General features: G+C 63.9%; 16 protein-coding genes. 11 read left to right on the top strand and 5 right to left on the bottom strand.

Annotation, left to right across the window (positions count from 1 at the left end; genetic code table 11):
- Positions 1-84: 84 nt before the first annotated feature.
- Genes CK226_RS23445 through ugpC form a run of 5 tightly spaced genes read left to right on the top strand, consistent with a single transcriptional unit; the run spans position 85 to position 4831 of the window.
- Positions 85-969 carry a sugar ABC transporter permease gene (locus CK226_RS23445; RefSeq protein ID WP_095772190.1) on the top strand — a complete coding sequence of 295 codons (885 nt, stop codon included), beginning with the start codon at positions 85-87 and terminating at the stop codon, positions 967-969.
- Positions 969-1814 carry a carbohydrate ABC transporter permease gene (locus tag CK226_RS23440; RefSeq protein ID WP_095772189.1) on the top strand — a complete coding sequence of 282 codons (846 nt, stop codon included), beginning with the start codon at positions 969-971 and terminating at the stop codon, positions 1812-1814. Before CK226_RS23445 ends, CK226_RS23440 begins: the two co-directional genes overlap by 1 nt.
- Positions 1811-2833 (top strand): SIS domain-containing protein, encoded by a 1023-nt coding sequence (locus CK226_RS23435; RefSeq protein ID WP_095772188.1) that lies wholly within the window; start codon positions 1811-1813, stop codon positions 2831-2833. Before CK226_RS23440 ends, CK226_RS23435 begins: the two co-directional genes overlap by 4 nt.
- Positions 2833-3771 (top strand): PfkB family carbohydrate kinase, encoded by a 939-nt coding sequence (locus CK226_RS23430; protein ID WP_095793172.1) that lies wholly within the window; start codon positions 2833-2835, stop codon positions 3769-3771. Before CK226_RS23435 ends, CK226_RS23430 begins: the two co-directional genes overlap by 1 nt.
- The gene (ugpC, locus tag CK226_RS23425; protein WP_095793171.1) at positions 3758-4831 is read left to right on the top strand and encodes a sn-glycerol-3-phosphate ABC transporter ATP-binding protein UgpC; all 1074 of its coding nucleotides are present in this window, start codon (positions 3758-3760) and stop codon (positions 4829-4831) included. Before CK226_RS23430 ends, ugpC begins: the two co-directional genes overlap by 14 nt.
- Positions 4832-4870: 39 nt before the next feature.
- Here the strand turns inward: ugpC and CK226_RS23420 are convergent, their stop codons facing one another.
- Positions 4871-5440 carry a TetR/AcrR family transcriptional regulator gene (locus tag CK226_RS23420; protein WP_095772185.1) on the bottom strand — a complete coding sequence of 190 codons (570 nt, stop codon included), beginning with the start codon at positions 5438-5440 and terminating at the stop codon, positions 4871-4873.
- 145 nt (positions 5441-5585) lie between these two features.
- Between CK226_RS23420 and CK226_RS23415 the strand changes: the two genes are divergently transcribed.
- Together CK226_RS23415 and CK226_RS23410 are read left to right on the top strand one after the other, a co-directional pair.
- Positions 5586-6911, top strand: coding sequence for an efflux RND transporter periplasmic adaptor subunit (locus CK226_RS23415; RefSeq protein ID WP_095787950.1), 1326 nt, complete (start codon positions 5586-5588; stop codon positions 6909-6911).
- Positions 6908-9991 (top strand): efflux RND transporter permease subunit, encoded by a 3084-nt coding sequence (locus CK226_RS23410; protein WP_095787951.1) that lies wholly within the window; start codon positions 6908-6910, stop codon positions 9989-9991. The genes CK226_RS23415 and CK226_RS23410 overlap by 4 nt, the downstream gene beginning before the upstream one ends.
- Positions 9992-10120: 129 nt before the next feature.
- Here the strand turns inward: CK226_RS23410 and CK226_RS23405 are convergent, their stop codons facing one another.
- Positions 10121-10576, bottom strand: a complete 456-nt coding sequence (locus tag CK226_RS23405; protein WP_069090292.1) for a L,D-transpeptidase — start codon at positions 10574-10576, stop codon at positions 10121-10123.
- A 221-nt stretch (positions 10577-10797) separates the two neighbouring features.
- Entirely contained in the window at positions 10798-11109 is a 312-nt protein-coding gene (locus tag CK226_RS35020) for a hypothetical protein (RefSeq protein ID WP_179301112.1), read from the bottom strand.
- Between the two features lie 197 nt (positions 11110-11306).
- Here CK226_RS35020 and CK226_RS23395 point away from each other — a divergent pair, with 197 nt between their 5' ends.
- Positions 11307-11474, top strand: coding sequence for a hypothetical protein (locus tag CK226_RS23395; RefSeq protein WP_019861555.1), 168 nt, complete (start codon positions 11307-11309; stop codon positions 11472-11474).
- A 67-nt stretch (positions 11475-11541) separates the two neighbouring features.
- Here CK226_RS23395 and CK226_RS23390 read toward each other — a convergent pair whose 3' ends face one another.
- Positions 11542-12243 carry a response regulator transcription factor gene (locus CK226_RS23390; protein WP_095793272.1) on the bottom strand — a complete coding sequence of 234 codons (702 nt, stop codon included), beginning with the start codon at positions 12241-12243 and terminating at the stop codon, positions 11542-11544.
- 45 nt (positions 12244-12288) lie between these two features.
- On the opposite strand from CK226_RS23390, the gene CK226_RS23385 reads away from it, so the two are divergent.
- Both CK226_RS23385 and CK226_RS23380 read left to right on the top strand, forming a co-directional pair.
- Positions 12289-13062: a response regulator transcription factor gene (locus CK226_RS23385; RefSeq protein WP_171880411.1), complete on the top strand. Its 774-nt coding sequence runs from the start codon at positions 12289-12291 to the stop codon at positions 13060-13062.
- A gap of 89 nt (positions 13063-13151) precedes the next feature.
- The gene (locus CK226_RS23380) at positions 13152-15239 is read left to right on the top strand and encodes a PAS domain S-box protein (protein WP_179295882.1); all 2088 of its coding nucleotides are present in this window, start codon (positions 13152-13154) and stop codon (positions 15237-15239) included.
- 242 nt (positions 15240-15481) lie between these two features.
- Here the strand turns inward: CK226_RS23380 and CK226_RS23375 are convergent, their stop codons facing one another.
- Entirely contained in the window at positions 15482-15892 is a 411-nt protein-coding gene (locus CK226_RS23375) for a hypothetical protein (protein WP_095772182.1), read from the bottom strand.
- Between the two features lie 460 nt (positions 15893-16352).
- Here CK226_RS23375 and CK226_RS23370 point away from each other — a divergent pair, with 460 nt between their 5' ends.
- Entirely contained in the window at positions 16353-17555 is a 1203-nt protein-coding gene (locus tag CK226_RS23370; protein ID WP_095793169.1) for an aromatic ring-hydroxylating dioxygenase subunit alpha, read from the top strand.
- Positions 17556-17593: the final 38 nt, after the last annotated feature.

Raw genomic sequence — 17593 nt, 5'->3', positions numbered from 1 at the left:
AAGTCGGTTCCGACTTCCGGGGTCATGCGCGAGTGCCGCCCGTGCTATGTCTGAAATCACCATGAATGAAGAGAGGCTGCTCTGATGTCGAGCACCTGGATGACGACCCGTGCCTGGTTGCTGATGCTGCCGCTGCTCGTGGTCATGGTCGCCGTCATCGGCTGGCCGCTGGTCGATACGGTCGGTCTTTCCTTCACCGACGCCAAGCTGGTCGGCACTGGCGGCAATTACGTCGGCTTCGACAATTACGCCAACATGCTGTCGAGCTCGAATTTCTCGCGCACGCTGGTCACCACGACGCTGTTCGCCGTCATTTCGGTGGCCGCCGAAATGGTGATCGGCGTTCTCGCCGCCTTGCTGCTCAATCAGCAGTTCCACGGCCGCGCCGTCCTGCGCGCCTTGATGATCCTGCCCTGGGCATTGCCGACCGTGGTCAACGCCACGCTGTGGCGGCTGATTTACAATCCCGAATATGGCGCGCTGAACGCCGCGCTGACGCAACTCAATCTCATCGACGCCTACCGCTCCTGGCTGGGTGAGCCGGGAACGGCGCTGACGGCGCTGATCGTCGCCGACTGCTGGAAGAACTTTCCGCTGGTGGCGCTGATCGCGCTCGCCGCTTTGCAGGCGGTGCCGCGCGACATCACCGCCGCCTCGCTTGTCGATGGCGCGGGACCGTTCAACCGCTTCCGCTTCGTCATCCTGCCCTATCTCGCCGGCCCGCTGATGGTGGCGCTGGTGCTGCGCACCATCGAGGCCTTCAAGGTCTTCGACATCATCTGGGTGATGACCCGCGGCGGCCCGGCAAACAGCACGCGCACGCTGTCGATCCTCGTTTACCAGGAAGCCTTCTCTTTCCAGCGCGCCGGCTCCGGCGCGTCGCTGGCGCTGATCGTCACCTTGCTCGTCACCGTGCTCGCCGTCGCCTATGCGGCATTGGTGAAGAAGACCGCCGGGAGTGCCGTCTGATGGAACGCAGAAGCTCCGCCTTCACCATGTTCATCTATGCCTGCGCGCTGCTGCTCGCCGCCATCATCCTGGCGCCGATCGCCTGGCTGTTCATCATGAGCATTTCGCCGGCCGCCGATCTCGCCGCCAAGCCGCTGCGCTGGTGGCCGCAGGCTGCCGACTTCTCGCGCTACCAGACATTGCTGTCGACCGCCGAAAACAGCGCCGGCGCGGCCTTCACCTCGTCGCTGCGCAACAGCCTGGAGATCGCTGGCATGGCGACGCTGGCAGCGTTGGCCCTGGCGATCCCCGCCGGCTGGGCGGTGTCGCGCACGCCGGCGATCGGCTGGTCGCTGTCGATGGTCATCGCCACCTACATGCTGCCGCCGGTGGCGCTCGCAGTGCCGCTCTATATGGGTCTGTCGCATCTCGGCCTGCTCAACAATGTCTTCGGCCTGGCGCTGGTCTATCTGACCATATTGGCGCCCTTCACCACCTGGCTGATGAAATCCGGCTTTGACTCGATCCCGCGCGAGATCGAGGCGGCGGCGATGATCGACGGCGCCGGCCTGTTCCAGACGCTACGCATCATCACGCTGCCGCTGGCGGCACCAGTGATGGCGACATCGGCGCTGTTTGCCGTGCTGCTTGCCTGGGACGAATTCTTCTATGCGCTGCTGTTCACTTCCGACCAGCGTGCCAAGACCTTGACCGTCGCCATCGCCGATTTGGCCGGCGGCCGTGTTTCCGACTACGGGCTGATCGCCACCGCCGGCGTGCTGGCCGCTTTGCCGCCGGTGCTGATCGGCCTCGTCATGCAGCGGGCGCTGATCTCGGGCCTGACCAGCGGCGGTGTGAAAGGATGACGATGACTGCAACAAGAATTCGACCGGCCGGACTGGTCGCCATCGACCGCGAAATGGCGCGCCAGCATGCGGATGCGCGTGCTTCGTTCGAGAACAACGCTGCGATGGCGGCTCAGGTCGCAGCCTCGATCGGGAAGACCGGCCGGCTGCTGCTGCTCGGCATGGGCGGCTCGCATGCCGTCGGGCGCGCCGTCGAACCGCTTTATCGCGCGCTCGGCATCGATGCGCTGGCACTGCCGCTCTCGGAACAGCTCGGCCAGCCGGTGCCGCTGGACGACAGGACGGTGCTCGTCACCTCGCAGTCCGGCGAGAGCGCGGAGGTCGTCAGGTGGTTTGCGGAAGCTGGAAGCACTGCTGATATTTTCGGTCTGACGCTCGAGGGCGGCTCCTTTCTCGCCCGCACCGCGCCTTGCCTGGTCGGCGCCGGCGGCACCGAACTGGCCTTCGCCGCCACCCGCAGCCTGACCGTGACCTTCGCCTTGCATCTGGCCATCCTGGCCGCGTTGGGTGAGGACCCAAGTGCCGCTCTTGTCGCACTGGATCAGAAGCAGGACAATGACATCACGCAAGCGCTCGCAGCGCTGGAGGAGGTGACGACCATCGTCACCTCCGGCCGCCGCCTGCAAGGCGTGGCCGAGGCGCTGGCGCTCGGCCTCACCGAACTGTCGCGGCTGCCCTGCTTCTCGCTCGAAGGCGGCCAGTTGCGGCACGGACCGATGGAGATGCTCGGCCCAAAAATCGGCGTCATCCTGTTTCGCGGCAACGATCCGACGGCGGAACTGGTGACGGCGATGGCCCTTTCCGTGGCCGACGCCGGCGCGCCGCTGATCATCTTCGACGCCTCCGGACAATCGCCGGTCGCGGGCGCTGTCACGCTCTCGTTCAAGCCGGCTTCGGGTCTCGCCGCGATCTTCGCCATGCTGCCGGTGGCACAGCGCCTGATGATCGCCTTCGCCGACAGCCGCGTCGACAATGCCGGCACGCCCGTGCGCTCGACCAAGATCACCAGGAGCGAGTGATGCGTCCGCTCGCGGTGATCGGCAATGTCAATGTCGACCTGATTGTCGGCCCGGTCGCGCCATGGCCGAAGGCAGGCACGGAAACCGTCGTCGATCACGACGATCTGCGCGTTGGTGGACAGGCCGGCAACACCGGGCTCGCCTGGCAGGCGCTGGGCATTGATTTCGAGATCGCCGCCAATGTCGGCGACGACCAGTTCGGCCGCTGGCTGCGTGAGGCGTTCGGCGCCCGCGCCGACAAATGGCCGGTGCGCCCGGAGAGCACGACGCTTTCGGTCGGCATGACCCATCCCGACGGCGAAAGGACGTTTTTCACCACGCGTGGCCACCTGCCTCGCTTCAGCCTTGCCGACGTATTTTCGGTGCTCGACGGCAAGCGCCTCACCGGCGGCTATGCGTTGCTGTGCGGCTCCTTCCTCACCGATGATCTGACCCGCGACTACGACGCGTTCTTCGACTGGGCGAGCGGGCACGACATAGCTGTGGCGCTGGACACCGGCTGGCCGATTGAGGGCTGGACCCCGGCGAACTGCAAGGCGGCCCGCACCTGGCTCGCGCGTTGCGACCTTGCTTTGTTCAACGAGGTGGAGACCGTGACCCTGGCCGGCCTGCCCGATCCGGTCGAGGCCGCGCGGCAAATCCAGTCCAGCATGAAGAAGGGCGCGACCGCCGTCGCCAAGCGCGGCCCCGAAGGGGCGGTCGCCATCGGGCCGGGCGGAGCGCTGGTCACGGCGACCGCGCCGGACGTCAAGGTCATCGACACGATCGGCGCCGGCGATGTTTTCAATGCGGCCTTCCTGGCCGCACTGGCGCAGGACCAGACGCTGACCGCCTCGCTTGCAGCCGCGACGCAGGTGGCGTCGCGCGCCATATCAACCTTGCCCCGTAACTACGGCGAACCGGTGCATCCAAGGGAAGCCACGCATGAGCGCGCTTGAAATCCGCAACGTCCGCAAGAATTACGGCAGCGTCGAAACGCTCAAAGGCATCGACATCGCGCTGCAGAGCGGCGAATTCCTGGTGCTGCTCGGCTCGTCGGGTTGCGGAAAGTCAACGCTTCTCAACATCATCGCCGGCCTCGCCGAAGCGACGAGCGGCGACGTACTGATCGGCGGCCGCTCGATCCTTGGCGTTCACCCCAAGAACCGCGACATCGCCATGGTCTTCCAGTCCTACGCGCTGTATCCGAACCTGACCGTGCGCCGTAATATCGGCTTCGGGCTGGAAATGCGCGGCGTCGCCGCCGACGAGCGCGAAAAGGCGGTGGCCGAGGCGGCAAGACTGCTGCAGATCGAAGCCCTGCTCGACCGCAAGCCGAGCCAGCTTTCCGGCGGCCAGCGCCAGCGCGTCGCCATCGGCAGGGCACTGGTGCGCAAGCCGCAGGTCTTCCTCTTCGACGAGCCTTTGTCCAATCTCGACGCCAAGCTGCGCCTGGAGATGCGCACCGAGCTGAAGCGCCTGCACCAGATGCTGCAGACAACCGTCGTCTACGTCACCCACGACCAGATCGAGGCAATGACGCTGGCGAGCCGCATCGCGGTGATGCGCGACGGCAGGATCGAGCAACTCGGCACGCCCGAGGAGATCTACAACGAGCCGGCAACGCTCTATGTCGCCGGCTTTGTCGGCGCGCCGTCGATGAACATGCTGCAGGCGACGGTTCAAGGGACCATGCTGGCCATCGATGGCGCCAAGGCGAGCCTGCCCTTGCCCGCCCATTTCCGCGACATGGTGTTGGACGGAGCGCGGGTTGTGGTCGGCATCAGGCCCGAAGCATTGCGGGTCGCCGCGGATGCGACCGCGCCGTCACTGCCGGTGGAAATAGAAGTCGTCGAGTTGACCGGTCCCGAACTGGTCACCACCGCACGGATCGGCACACAGCGGCTGACGGCCTGCCTGCCACCGGCGTCCCGCGTCGCGAAAGGTCAGGCGGCAAGCTTCGCCTTCAGCGAGAACGCGCTGCGGCTCTTCGATCCTGACACCGGCAAGGCTCTTTGAGTCTGCGACGGAAACCCGGTGCCTGCCGGCGGAAAGCCGTCAAGATTGCGTCCCGGAAGCTTGGTGGGCATCGGGCGAACTGGCGATCTCCAGCAGCGACGCCACCAGCAGTTCCCGTTCGTCCTTCGACAGCACATCGGAATCGAAAAGGTTCATGCTGCGCAGCCCCTCGATGGCGAGGTAACAGACCAGCAGCGATTTGAGATCTGATGTTTCGCCCTTCAGCCGTTCGAAAAGCTGCCGCTTGAATGTCTTTATCGGCGTCATGAAATCGGGATCCTCGGCGATCGCCGAAAAGATCCATGAGGCCGAGGGTCGCTTTTCCTCGCAATCATCGGCCGACAGCCTGATGTAGACGGCGAGCGGATTTTTACCATCGTCGTTGCTGTTGGCGGTCTCCAGCGCCTGCTCGAAATCACGCAGATAGCCTTCGACCAGCCCCTGCATCAATTTGGCCTTGGTTGGGAAATTGTAGAGCAACCCACCCTTGGACACACCGGCGCGGCTGGCGACGGCATCCAGCGACAGGCTGCCGGGCCCGGATTCCCGGGCAACATCAGCCGCCGCCGCGAGTATCTTCTCGCGCGAGTTCCGTCGTTGGGCTCTCATGGCGCCTCCCTTCGCAAGCTTAGGCCCAATTGACAAGACCGTCCAGACGGTACAGTAAAGCCGCCACCATTTGAAATCGGGACCCGCAGTCGATATGTGTCCCGGTGTCCGCGCTTCGCGCCGGATTTCGACTGAGGGGACTTCCTTGTTCAAGCGCATACTCCGTTTCTTCGTCATCATTCTCGTTCTGGCCGTTCTGGTCGTTGTGGTCGGCGGCATCGTCGGGTTCAACTTCCTGCGCGACAACGGCATCAAGCAGTTTTTCGCCACGATGAAGCCGCCGGCGGCGACCGTTTCAACGACCATCGCCAAGCCGTCGAGCTGGACGCCGGGCGTCGAGGCGATCGGTACGGTGCGAGCCGTGCGCGGCGTCGACCTGACGGTCGAGACCACCGGCATCGTCAAGGACATCCTTTTCCATGCCAACCAGAAAGTGGCGGCCAATGCGGTGCTGCTGCAGCTCGACGATGCCGTCGAGCGCGCCGATCTCGACGCACAGAAGGCGCAGGCCGCGCTCGATCAGACATCGCTGGCCCGCGCGATCGAACTGACCAGACGTGGCGTCGGTTCCGATTCGACGCTGGACACCGCACGTGCGGCGGCCTCGGCTTCGGCGTCCCAGGTCACCAAGCTGCAGGCCGTGCTCGACCAGAAGCAGCTGACGGCGCCTTTCGGCGGCACGGTCGGCATTCCGAAGATCGATGTCGGGCAGTATATGGCGCCCGGCACCGCCGTGGTGACACTGCAGGATCTTGACACGATGCGGGTCGATTTCTCGATCCCCGAACAGCAGCTGCCGCTGCTCAAGATCGGCCAGACGGTTCGGCTGGGCTTGAGCGGCGCGGACATGCCGTTTGCCGGCGAGATCCGGGGCATCGACCCCAAGATCGACCCGTCCAGCCGGCTGGTGAACATCCGGGCGGAAGTCGCCAATCCCGACGGCAAGCTGACCCCTGGCCAGTTCGTCCAGGTGCGTGTCGAACTGCCCGAGGAGCAGAACGTGCTGACGCTGCCGCAGACGGCGCTGACCACCAGCCTTTATGGCGACTACATCTTCGTGGTGCAGCCGGCCAAGCCCGCCGGCACGGCCCCGGCGCAGCCCGCCAAGCCGGAAGAAAAGCCAGCCGCGGCGGCTACCGACAAGCCGGCGGATGCCAAGCCAGCCGATGCCATGAAGCCTGCCGCCGATGCCACAAAGCCGGCGGACAAGACCGCTTCCGATGCCACCAAACCGGCCACCGACCCGGCCAAGCCGGCGGCGGAGGGCGACAAGCCCGCGCTGGTGCTGTCGCAGGTCTTCGTCAAGCCCGGCCGCCGCAATCAGGGCATGGTCGAGATCGTCGAAGGGCTGAAGGCCGGCGACGAGGTCGTCACCGCAGGTCAGAACCGCCTCTTCAACGGCATGTCCGTCAATGTCGACAACACCATCGACCCGACCAAATCGGCGAACAAGCAGGCCGACCAGCAATGAGCTTTTCCGATCTCTTCATTCGCCGGCCCGTCCTGTCGACGGTCCTTGCCTGCATGATCCTGCTCCTGGGTTTCCAGGGCATCTTCAACCTGTCGATCCGCCAGTATCCGAAGGTTGACGAAACCGCGATCACGATCACGACGGCCTATCCGGGCGCCAGCGCCGACCTGATCCAGGGCTTCATTTCCGCCCCGATCGCGCGCGCCGTCGCCTCGACCGAGAACATCGACTACGTCACTTCGTCCAGCCGTCCGTCCTCCAGCACCGTGACGGTGCAGATGAAGCTCGGCTCCAACCCCGACGTGGCGCTGACCGAAGTGCTGTCCAAGGTCCAGGGCGTGCGCGGCACCTTGCCGGATGCATCCAAGGACCCTGTCATCGTCAAGGGCACCGGCCAGCAGTTCGCGATGATGTACATCTCGATGCAGAATCCGAACATGACGAAGGAGCAGCTGACGGAGTATATCGAGCGCGTCATCCGGCCCCGCATGTCGACGGTCGAAGGCGTCGCCGACGTCCAGATCTTCGGCGCCCAGCAATACTCGATGCGCGTCTGGATCGACCCCGTCCGGCTTGCCGCACGCGGTGTGACGGCGGCGGAAGTGCTGACGGCGATCAACAATTCCAACTTCCTGTCGGCGCCCGGCAACACCCAGAACGAATATGTCGTCTCGTCGATCACCGTGCGCTCGACGCTGCAGACGCCGGAAGCCTTCGCCGAACTGCCCTTGCGCTCGACCGACGGCAATGTGGTGCGGCTGCGCGACGTCGCCCGCGTCGAACTCGGCGCGGAAAATACCGACACCAGGGTCTCCTTCAACGGCAAGCCCGGCACCTTCCTCGCCATCTTCCCGACCCCCGCGGCCAACCCGCTGACCACCGCGGCGGCGCTCACCAAGCTCGTGCCGCAGATCCAGGAAACGCTGCCGAAAGGCATGACCATCGAGGTCGTCTACGACGCGACCGGGCAGATCAGTGCCTCGATCGAGGAGGTGTTCAAGACCATCGGCGAGGCTGTTGCCATCGTCGTCCTGGTCATCCTTCTGTTCCTCGGCTCGTTCCGTTCGGTGATGATGCCGATCATCACCATTCCGTTGTCGCTGATCGGCGTCTGCTTCCTGTTGTTTGCGGTGGGCTATTCGATCAACCTTCTGTCGCTGCTGGCCATGGTGCTGGCGATCGGTCTTGTGGTCGATGACGCCATCGTGGTGGTGGAGAACATCCACCGCCACATGGAAGAGGACCACATGACGCCGATGCAGGCCGCGTTCAGCGGCATGCGCGAGATCGCCTCGGCCATCGTCGCCATGACCATGACGCTGGCCGCCGTGTTCGCGCCGCTGGCCTTCACCGGCGGCCTGACCGGCGCGCTGTTCCGCGAATTTGCGGTGACGCTCGCCGGCTCGGTGGTGCTGTCGGGCGTCATCGCCGTGACCATCACCCCGATGATGTCGGCGCGCCTCCTGAAGGCCGGCACACCAGGCCGTTTCCAGCGCATTGTCGACGGCATTTTCGCGCGGGTCGAGCACGTCTATGAGCGTGCCGTCACCGGTTCGCTGAACTATCGTCCTTTGACGCTGATCATCGTGCTCGCGCTCGTCGGCGTGACCGGCTTCATGTTCACCAAGACCTCGAGCGAGTTGGCGCCGGAAGAGGACCAGGGCTTCCTGCTCTCGCTCGTGACCGGACCGACCTATGCGACATCGGATTACACCGAAACCTATGTGAACCAGATGCTCGGCCTGGTGAGGGATATTCCGGAAACGCGGGCGCAGTTCTCGGCGGTCGCCTTCGGCGGCACGACAAACAGCGCCTTCGTCGGCTTTGCCTTCAAGGATTGGGCGGAGCGCAAGCGCAATTCGAAGGAACTGCAGGCCGACATCACGGCTCGTATCGCCAAGGTGGCGGGCGTGCAGGCCTTCGTCTTCGCCCCGCCGACGCTGCCGGGCTCCGGTGGCGGCCTGCCGATCGCCCTGGTCGTGCGCTCGACCGGCGATACCGCGGAAGTGTACAAGGCCGCCGAGCAGATCAAGAACAAGGCACAGGCCTCCGGCCGTTTCATCGTCGTGCAGAACTCGATGTCCTACGATTCGCCGCAGGTGACGGTCACCATCGACCGCGACCGAGCCGCCGCGCTGAACCTGCCGATCGCCGATATCGGCCGGACGCTGACGCTGCTGGTCGGCGGTGCCGAAGTGGCGCAGTTCGACCGCGACTCCAACAGCTATGACATTATCCCCCAGGTGCCGCAGCAATTCCGCGACAACCCCGAAAAGCTCGGCGAGTATTTCGTGCGCAGCGTGACGGGCGAGATGGTGCCGCTGTCGGCCGTGGTGAAGATTTCGAACAATGCCTCGCCGGCGGCGATCGAACAGTTCAACCAGCTGAATTCGTCGACCATCTCGGCACTGCCGCTACCCGGCGTCACCACGGGCGACGGGTTGAAGGTCCTCGAGGATATTGCCAGGGAGAGCCTGCCCGACACCTTCTTCATCGACTATTCCGGCCAGTCCCGGCAGGAGAAGGAACAGGGCAACACCATCCTGATCGCTTTCGCAGCGGCTGTCATCGTCATCTATCTGGTGCTGGCGGCGCAGTTTGAAAGCTTCCGCGACCCGCTGATCATCATGATGGCGGTGCCGCTGTCGATCTTCGGCGCGATCGTGCCGCTCAATCTCGGCCTCGGCACGCTCAACATCTACACGCAGGTGGGTCTGATCACGCTGATCGGCCTGATCACCAAGCACGGCATCCTGCTGGTCGAATTCGCCAACCAGCAGCGCGAGGCGCATGGCCTGCGGCGGCGCGACGCCATCATCGCCTCGGCCAAGGTGCGCCTGCGGCCGATCCTGATGACGACGGCGGCTATGGCGCTAGGCGTCGTACCGCTGATCACGTCGAGCGGCGCCGGTGCTGCTGCCCGCTATTCGATGGGCCTGGTCATCTTCACAGGCATCCTGGTCGGCACCATGTTCACGCTCTTCGTCGTGCCCATGTTCTACACCTTCATCGCCAGCAAGGATCTGCCGCATCTCGCGGAAAAGCCGGATCCGAGGCTGATGCCGGCATTGCCGGACTGATGGAAGCCGAAGAACAAAAAAGAGGCCGGAAAAATCCGGCCTCTTTTTTTGGCTGCGCTCGATACCGCCGGAATGTTCCGGCAGGAGTCCTGAACAGGCGCGGCGATCCGTCGGCCTGCTCACAGCCTGCTACTTGACGATGACGATGCTGGTGTTGGCCGGCCCGAAGGTCTCGACCAGCTGATAGAAATCGGCCGCATTGTCCGGATGCAGCCGCACGCAGCCATGCGAAGCCGGCTGGCCGAGGCGCTTGATGGCATAGGTGGCGTGCACCGCGTAGCCGCCGCTGAAGAACACCGAGTGCGGCATCGGCGCGTTGTCATACTTCTTCGAGTACCACATCTCATGCATGCGCGTCGGCTTGAACGAACCGGTCGGCGTCACATGCGCCCTGTCACCGGTGGAAACCTTCCAGGCGAAGGTCGGCCGGCCATCGACCGAAACCTCCATGATCTGCTGCGAAAGCGAGACCCGCGCCACGATCTTGTTGGCGGCATGGGCTGCATTGGCGCCGAACAAAAGTGCTGCACCCGTGAGCGCGGCGGCGGTGATGTTGATGAGCTTGGCGGAAATGGTGGTGTGCATGATGTCCCCTCTCTCTGCCGGTCAGGCCGGCTCCAAATTCGATGAGCGGCTTATCGTTGCGGCATGTTTCGGGGCGATTTCGCGAAATCCTCGTTTGTGTTTCGAATCTGTTTCCTCTGGTTAACAGGCCAAGCGGCCACAGCGACGACGATCGCACCCCGACGACGGCGGCGATGTGCAGCACATAGGTATTCCTCGCAAAACGAAAGTTCGAATTGCCTCTATATGAAAGATCCATAGGCAAACTCGAAACCAACCTGCAACAAAGCGCGGCTTCGGGCGGCATGATCCGGATACGGGCCGAACTCAAGGTTGACGTAACGAAAGCAGACGGCAACGACCATGGGAACGAAAACGAACACGCGGTCCTGGCTCTTCAGGATCAGCATCGCAACGGCAGTCATAGGCGGTGTCGGCACGGTTGCCGGCGGCCCCGTGGCAAGGCTGGCGGCGATGAGTTCGAGCGAGATCTCTACTGTGCACGTCGCCCTGTTTTCCGCCTCGGTCTGGATTGTTTCCAGCCTGCGCATCATCCGGCTCAAGGCCCTCTGGCGGGTTGGCCTTCGGTTGCTGGCATTGCGCGGCCCCTCCGGCAACTTGCTGCCGAGAGGACCGAAGGCCCGCGCCGCAGCGGGGGGCTCCGTGAGCGGCGCGGGCACTTCGGGAGTTTCCTGAAGCGACCCGCGACATACTCATTTTGAAGAATTGGCATTTCTGGGGAGTTGCAACGATGAAGACGAAATTCGCCGCCTCTGTGCTTTCCGCACTGCTCTATGCGCAGGGCCTGCTTGGCTTTGCCGCCCTGGCCACAGTGCTCCTCAAGGAGCGTGCCCACGCAAACGGACTCGTCGTGAGCAGCGACATGCCATCGGGTCCGTCGCTGCTGGTGGTGCGCTGAACCGCGGGAGCATCGGCAGGAGGAAAATCCGATGCTCAGCCAGCAAGATAGCCCGGATACGCCGCCGTCAGTCGGTGAACTGCTGCGGCGGATCGAACCGGTAGCCCGCGCCACGTATGGTGGTAATGGTCTCTGTGTCGAGCTTGCGGCGCAGCCGCACGATGCGCGAATCGATCGAACGATCGAACGCGTCGGCGTTCTCGGCCGGTGCCGCGGCGATGATGTCGTCACGCGTCAGCACCTTGCGGGGGCTCGCCAGGAACAGCCTGAGCAGCGCCACCTGGCCGGGCGAAAGCTGTTCCTCCGTACCGGACCGGTGCATGACGATGGCGGATCTCAAATCGACGGTCGCGTTCTCCAGCACGATCAGTTCCTGCGTGCCCCTGCCACGACGCGACAGCAGGCCGCCGACCCTGGCGGCAAGCTCCCTGACATTGAGCGGGCTTTCGACGACGTCGGCCGCACCCAGTTCGAGCGCCAGCACCTTGTCGACGAGATCGGCCGGCCGGCAGATCAGGATGAAATCGGCCCCATCCCGGCCGCCCTCGCCTTGGCCGCCATGACGCCTGAGCAGATCCCGCCCTTCCGCCTGGCTGAGACTGTCACCGACGACGACGACATCGATGCCTCCTCCCGCCAGCAGCGATTCCGCCTCCCAGGGCTGTCGCGCCTGGCGCACATCATGGCCACGCCGCTCGAGATGGTCGGCAAGTTCGGTCGCGACCACGTCGGCGACGCAAACAAGTGCAATGACGGCTCGTGCGGCCATGTTTTCCAACCGTTCCCTTGCAACCGGATATGAGTGCTGGACATGATGTTTATACCCAATCTACTTTCCACTGAAAGTGGGAGCGAGAGCATCGTGCGGGCAAGAATAGTGATCGTCGAGGACGAGCCCGACCTGAGGGACGCGGTTGCCGAGTATCTCGGCGCCGCCGGCTATGATGTGGCGACCGCTGAAACCGCCGCCGCCGCGCGCAGCCTGATCGAGACCCAAGCCTTTCATCTGGCCATTCTCGACATCGCCATGCCCGGCGAGGACGGGCTGTCGTTGGGCCGCTGGCTGCGCTCGAGAATGCCGATCGGCATCATCTACGCGACCGCCGCCGGCACGGCGCTCGACCGCATCGTCGGGCTGGAGCTCGGCGCCGACGACTATATCGTCAAGCCATACGAACTGCGCGAAGTGCTGGCGAGGGTGCGCAGCGTGCTGCGCCGCGTTCCACAGCCAACGGAGCTGCTCGACAGGAAGACCAGGACGGACCGCCGTTCCGTCGCCTTCGGCCCGTTCCAGGCCGATCTTGACGGCAGGCTGGTCACCGGCGCCAACGGTACCGTGATCGACATGGCCAAGAGCGAATTCGATGTGCTGGAGGTTTTCCTGACCCGCGCCAACCGGTTGCTGACCCGCGCCGCGATCTCGGAGGCGATCGGCTTCACCGAGGATCCGGAATCATCGCGCGCCGTCGACATCCGCATCATGCGCCTGCGCAAGAAGATCGAGGCGGATCCGGCCAACCCGAAATTCCTGCGCACGGTGCGCGGCGAAGGCTATATTTTCTCGCTGCCGACCGGCGACAGCAACTGAGCGCCAGGCCCACAGGGTCTCGGGTTCACAGCCGTTGCTCGCCGATCGAATGGCCGACCGGATTGGCATACTTTGGAATAACGGCTGAAATGACGGGCGAAGCAACAAGCAGGGATATGCAGGGTTTCAGGCAAGGTGCTGCGATGGCGGCCGTGCGCGTCGTTCGCCGGCTGCGCGAGGCCGGCGACTGGCAGCGCGAGATGGACGGCATACTGGAAACCCTTTGCCGGGCCATCGAATGCCAGCGTGGCATCCTGTTCCGCTTGCGCGAACTGCCGGGCCAGGGTTTTGCCCAGTCGGTTGCCGCCTACTGGATCGACCCCGACTTTGGCGGCGAACTGGCCTCGCCGACCGTGATCATGCAGTCGATCGTCAATTCGGACCCTCTGCTGGAGCGCGTCGCCGAGGACGAACGGCAGGGCAAGATCTTTGCCGGGCACACGCGCAATCTCGAAGGATTCCTGAGAACCGATTTCGAAAAGCAGAACATCAAGTCGTTCCTGTCGGTGTCGGTCTTCGCCCATGGCCATCTGTGGGGCACGCTCGCCGTCAATGACTGCGTCGACGAGCGCGAGTGGACCGACGAGGAGGAGGCGACGCTGCACATCATCGCGCTCGCCATCGGCGACGCCATCGAGCACTCGCCCTCCGACGCCCATGCCAGCGAAGTGATCCGCCGCACTATGCTGCAGGCTTCGCTCGACGCCATCATCGTCATCGACGAGGCTGGATCGATCATCGAATTCAATCCTGCCGCCGAAAAGATGTTCGGCTTCCAGCGCAGCGACATCCTCGGCAAGGATCTGCTCGACACCGTCGTGCCGGAATACTACCGCAAGGGCTATTCCTCGGGCGCCGACTACATGTCGGGCCGCGGCGCGCCGATGGTCGGCCAGCGACTCGAGACCGTGACGCAGAATGCCGCCGGCGAGGTGTTTCCGATCGAGCTGACGGCGACCGAGATGCGGGTCGCCGACCGCCGCCTGATCTTCGGCTCGATCCGCGACCTGCGCGACAGGCTGCGTGCCGAGGAAGAGATCAACCGGCAGCGCGAGAAGCTGCACCAGAACGAGAAGATGGCGGCGATGGGCTCGCTGCTGGCCGGCGTTTCGCACGAGCTCAACAATCCGTTGGCGGTGGTGGTCGCGCAATCGACGCTGTTGCACGAATTCGCCTCCGACCCGCAGACCAAGGTCCGCGCCGAGAAGGTGCGCGCCGCGGCCGAGCGCTGCGGCCGCATCGTCAAGAGCTTCCTGTCGATGGTCCGGCTTCACCCCGCGGCCCAGGCCGAGACCGATCTCAACCAGGTGATCCGCGCTGCCCTCGAGGTGACCGCCTATGGCGCACGCTCGAGCGGCATCATCATCGACACCGATTTCGCGCCGGGTCCGCTGCTGGCCATGGCGGACGCCGACCATGTGACGCAGGTGGCGGCCAATTTCCTCATCAACAGCCAGCACGCCCTGGCCGGCATTGCCGGCGACCGGCTGATCAAGGTACGGACCTTCCGCGGCGATCGCGGCAATCCCGGCTTCTCGGTCGAGGACAACGGGCCCGGCATTCCCGAAGCGATCCGCAACCGCATCTTCGAATCCTACTTCACCACCAAGCCGGTCGGTGTGGGCACCGGCATCGGCCTGTCGATCTCGAAATCGATCATCGAGCGGCACAATGGCAATGTCTGGTTCGAGGAAGTGCAGCCCCGAGGCGCGCGTTTCGTTGTCCAGTTGCCAGCCATTTCGGCGGGCATCGCTGCTGCCGGCGAGAGCCAGCCACGCTCGAGCGGCCTGCGCCATGCCTTGATCATCGACGACGAGCCTGATGTCGCGGGCTCCTTGTCCGACATTCTCGAATTGATGGGCATCAAGTCGCGCATCGCGCCGGTCTGGGAATCGGGCACCGCCACCTTGAGCGGCCATATGCCGCCTGACATCGTCTTTTCGGACCTGCGCATGCCCGGCACATCGGGCATGGCCATCTACCGCGAGCTGCTTGCCGAGCGGCCCGAACTGGCACGGCGTTTCGTGCTGGTCACCGGCGATCTGATCGGCGCCAAGGCGGAAATAGAAGCCTTGCCGGCGCAGCAGCGGCCGCAGATCCTGGAAAAGCCGTTCAGCACGCTGGATGTGCGCAGCGTGCTTTCAACCATTGCCGAGCAGACCGTGTTGAAGGGCTAGAGCGGTTCACCGTTTCATGGAAATGGCGAACCGGCTCTAACCCTTTGTTCTGACGCAATTCCCAAGGGAAAGCGCTACGCGCTTTTCCCGGGAAAACCGCTCGCGCTTTTGCTGGAATTGCTAAAAAAGAAGCTCCCGGCCGACTGTGCGGCGGGAGCTGAATGGAGCGCTGGAGGAGCGCTCGGGGAGGTCAGAGCAGGACCCCGAAAGGGAACGGTTCCGGGATCACGCTTCGACGGAAATCAGAAAATGTTTGGCGTGGTGGTCAGCGGCGCGGCATTGGCGATCATCCGGATCGCGCGGGCCTTGTGCATCCCGGACTGTTCGGCGATGGCGCGCAGGCAATCGACGCTCTCGGCGCCCCATGCCTGCCCCTTGCAGGCAAAGTCGAGCGCCGGCATCGGCAGCCGAGCAGTCTTGACTGTCGTCGGCGCCCCGTCGACCACATTGGCCGGCGGATTTAGCGAGGCGAAGGCCGGCCCGACTGTCGGCGTGAGCGCCATGCCGATGATGGCGCAAGCAGCCAGCCCCATGAACATGGCCATGGGGTGGTCGCTGGCGCGTTGGCGCAGCGCCAGTTTCGGACGGCGGTCAGCGCGCTCTGGAGCCTGGAGGCGGTGTTCGCTGGTGACGATCTCGACTTTCGCATGCATTGCCTTCCCCTTCGCTGCGTTTCTTTTTGATGATGAAACGAACTTAATCGCACTTTGTAACAGCACAAAATTGGTGTAGCTCTGGCAATGTAACGGAATTGAAACAGCGGTATCGGGCAAAACCGGGCAGAATCGGTCATTCCGGCTCACACTTCGCCGAGGCAAGGTAATCCCAGTTCGCCTTCAGCCAGGCAGCGCCACCCCAACGCCTGCCGGACGGCAGATCGACCGCGGCGCAGCGAGCGCTTTTTGCAACCGGCAAGGCGTCTTGTTCGTCTGCTTCCGCGCTTGTGAAACGACGTGGCAACGGCATTTCGGAACCGGGGCTAACATCCGGATTCTCCGCGATTTTCCCGGGCAGTCGCCGCGTCGAAATCATTCGAATTTTCGCAACCCATTGCATTTCAATGCAAAATATGATTTTATTGAATGATTATTCAACAAAAAGAAGAGACGTTTTATGAACCCGCACCTCCGTGACGTGGCGATCCCCAACGGTTGGGACCGGCGGGGACTACCGGGCTGGAGCTACCATTCCGATGCCCTTCTCGAGCTCGAGAAGGAGCAAGTCTTCCGCAACCATTGGCAGATCGTCGGCCATGTCAGCGACATCCCGAACGCCGGCGACTATCTGACCATGGACGTGGTCGGCGAACGCGCCTTGATCGTGCGTGGCAAGGACGGCGTCGTGCGCGGCTTCAACAATATGTGCCGCCACCGCGGCAGCCGTGTCGTCGCCGACAGCCAGGGCAATTGCAAGAACGCGCTGGTGTGCCCGTTCCATGGCTGGGTCTACAATCTCGACGGCACGCTGCGCGGCGCCGCGCGCCCGCGCTCCTTCCCCGATCTCGACAAGACCGAGTTCGGCCTGATGCAGCTCGACCTCGAAGTCTGGATGGGTTTTATCTTCATCCGCTTCCGCAATGGCGGACCGCAGCCTTCGGTCGCCGAGCTGATGAAGCCGATCGAGCCCGAATTCGCGCATTACAACGCCGCGGACATGGTGCCGTCCTGGGGCATCTGGACCCAGAAGACGCCGGTCAACTGGAAGTCGGTGCGCGATGTCGACAATGAGGGCTATCACGTCGCCATGGCGCATCCTGCCCTGCAGGATCTTTATGGCGCGACCTATTTCGATGAGCCCTTCATCAATGGCGTATCGCGCTCCTTCGCCACCTACAATCCGCATGCCGGCCGCCGCTGGAGCGTCAAGAACTACGTCAAGATCGCGCCAGAGCCGGCGCATCTGCCGGACTATCTGAAAAAGGCCTGGGTCTATTACGGCATCTTCCCCAATGCGGTCATTTCGGTGATGCCGGAATCCGTGCAGTTCTATCAGGAGTTTCCGCTGTCGACGGGCGAGACCCTGCTGCGCGGCGCCATCTACCGCTACCGCGACGAAAGCCGCGAGCAGGCCGCCGCCCGCTACCTCTCCTTCCGCATCGACCGCGACACCATGTCGGAAGATGTCCAGCTGTCGGTGTGGTCGAACGAATCCATGCTGTCCGAAGCCTTCGAGGGCTTTTATCTCTCCGACCTCGAATATGGCGTGCGCACCCACCACGATCATCTGCGCAAGATGCTGCCGGTGCTGGGCCTGGAAACGGCGCCCGAGGAGAAGGACATGTGGAATTTGAACGACGCGCTGAGGTCGCGGCCGTAGCTTCCTTCTCTCCGCCCTACCGAGAGAAGGAAGGACCT

The sequence above is a fragment of the Mesorhizobium sp. WSM4311 genome, assembly GCF_002295115.1.
Classification (GTDB): Bacteria; Pseudomonadota; Alphaproteobacteria; order Rhizobiales; family Rhizobiaceae; genus Mesorhizobium.
This window is presented reverse-complemented; position numbering and strand designations above follow the sequence as displayed.

Excerpts from the sequence above, each read along its gene's own strand:
- CK226_RS23445 (WP_095772190.1), top strand. The coding sequence starts at position 85 with ATGTCGAGCACCTGGATGACGACCCGTGCCTGGTTGCTGATGCTGCCG.
- CK226_RS23440 (WP_095772189.1), top strand. The coding sequence starts at position 969 with ATGGAACGCAGAAGCTCCGCCTTCACCATGTTCATCTATGCCTGCGCG.
- CK226_RS23435 (WP_095772188.1), top strand. The coding sequence starts at position 1,811 with ATGACGATGACTGCAACAAGAATTCGACCGGCCGGACTGGTCGCCATC.
- CK226_RS23430 (WP_095793172.1), top strand. The coding sequence starts at position 2,833 with ATGCGTCCGCTCGCGGTGATCGGCAATGTCAATGTCGACCTGATTGTC.
- ugpC (WP_095793171.1), top strand. The coding sequence starts at position 3,758 with ATGAGCGCGCTTGAAATCCGCAACGTCCGCAAGAATTACGGCAGCGTC.
- CK226_RS23420 (WP_095772185.1), bottom strand. The coding sequence starts at position 5,440 with ATGAGAGCCCAACGACGGAACTCGCGCGAGAAGATACTCGCGGCGGCG.
- CK226_RS23410 (WP_095787951.1), top strand. The coding sequence starts at position 6,908 with ATGAGCTTTTCCGATCTCTTCATTCGCCGGCCCGTCCTGTCGACGGTC.
- CK226_RS23405 (WP_069090292.1), bottom strand. The coding sequence starts at position 10,576 with ATGCACACCACCATTTCCGCCAAGCTCATCAACATCACCGCCGCCGCG.
- CK226_RS35020 (WP_179301112.1), bottom strand. The coding sequence starts at position 11,109 with ATGATGCGCAGGCTGGAAACAATCCAGACCGAGGCGGAAAACAGGGCG.
- CK226_RS23395 (WP_019861555.1), top strand. The coding sequence starts at position 11,307 with ATGAAGACGAAATTCGCCGCCTCTGTGCTTTCCGCACTGCTCTATGCG.
- CK226_RS23390 (WP_095793272.1), bottom strand. The coding sequence starts at position 12,243 with ATGGCCGCACGAGCCGTCATTGCACTTGTTTGCGTCGCCGACGTGGTC.
- CK226_RS23385 (WP_171880411.1), top strand. The coding sequence starts at position 12,289 with ATGTTTATACCCAATCTACTTTCCACTGAAAGTGGGAGCGAGAGCATC.
- CK226_RS23380 (WP_179295882.1), top strand. The coding sequence starts at position 13,152 with ATGACGGGCGAAGCAACAAGCAGGGATATGCAGGGTTTCAGGCAAGGT.
- CK226_RS23375 (WP_095772182.1), bottom strand. The coding sequence starts at position 15,892 with ATGCATGCGAAAGTCGAGATCGTCACCAGCGAACACCGCCTCCAGGCT.
- CK226_RS23370 (WP_095793169.1), top strand. The coding sequence starts at position 16,353 with ATGAACCCGCACCTCCGTGACGTGGCGATCCCCAACGGTTGGGACCGG.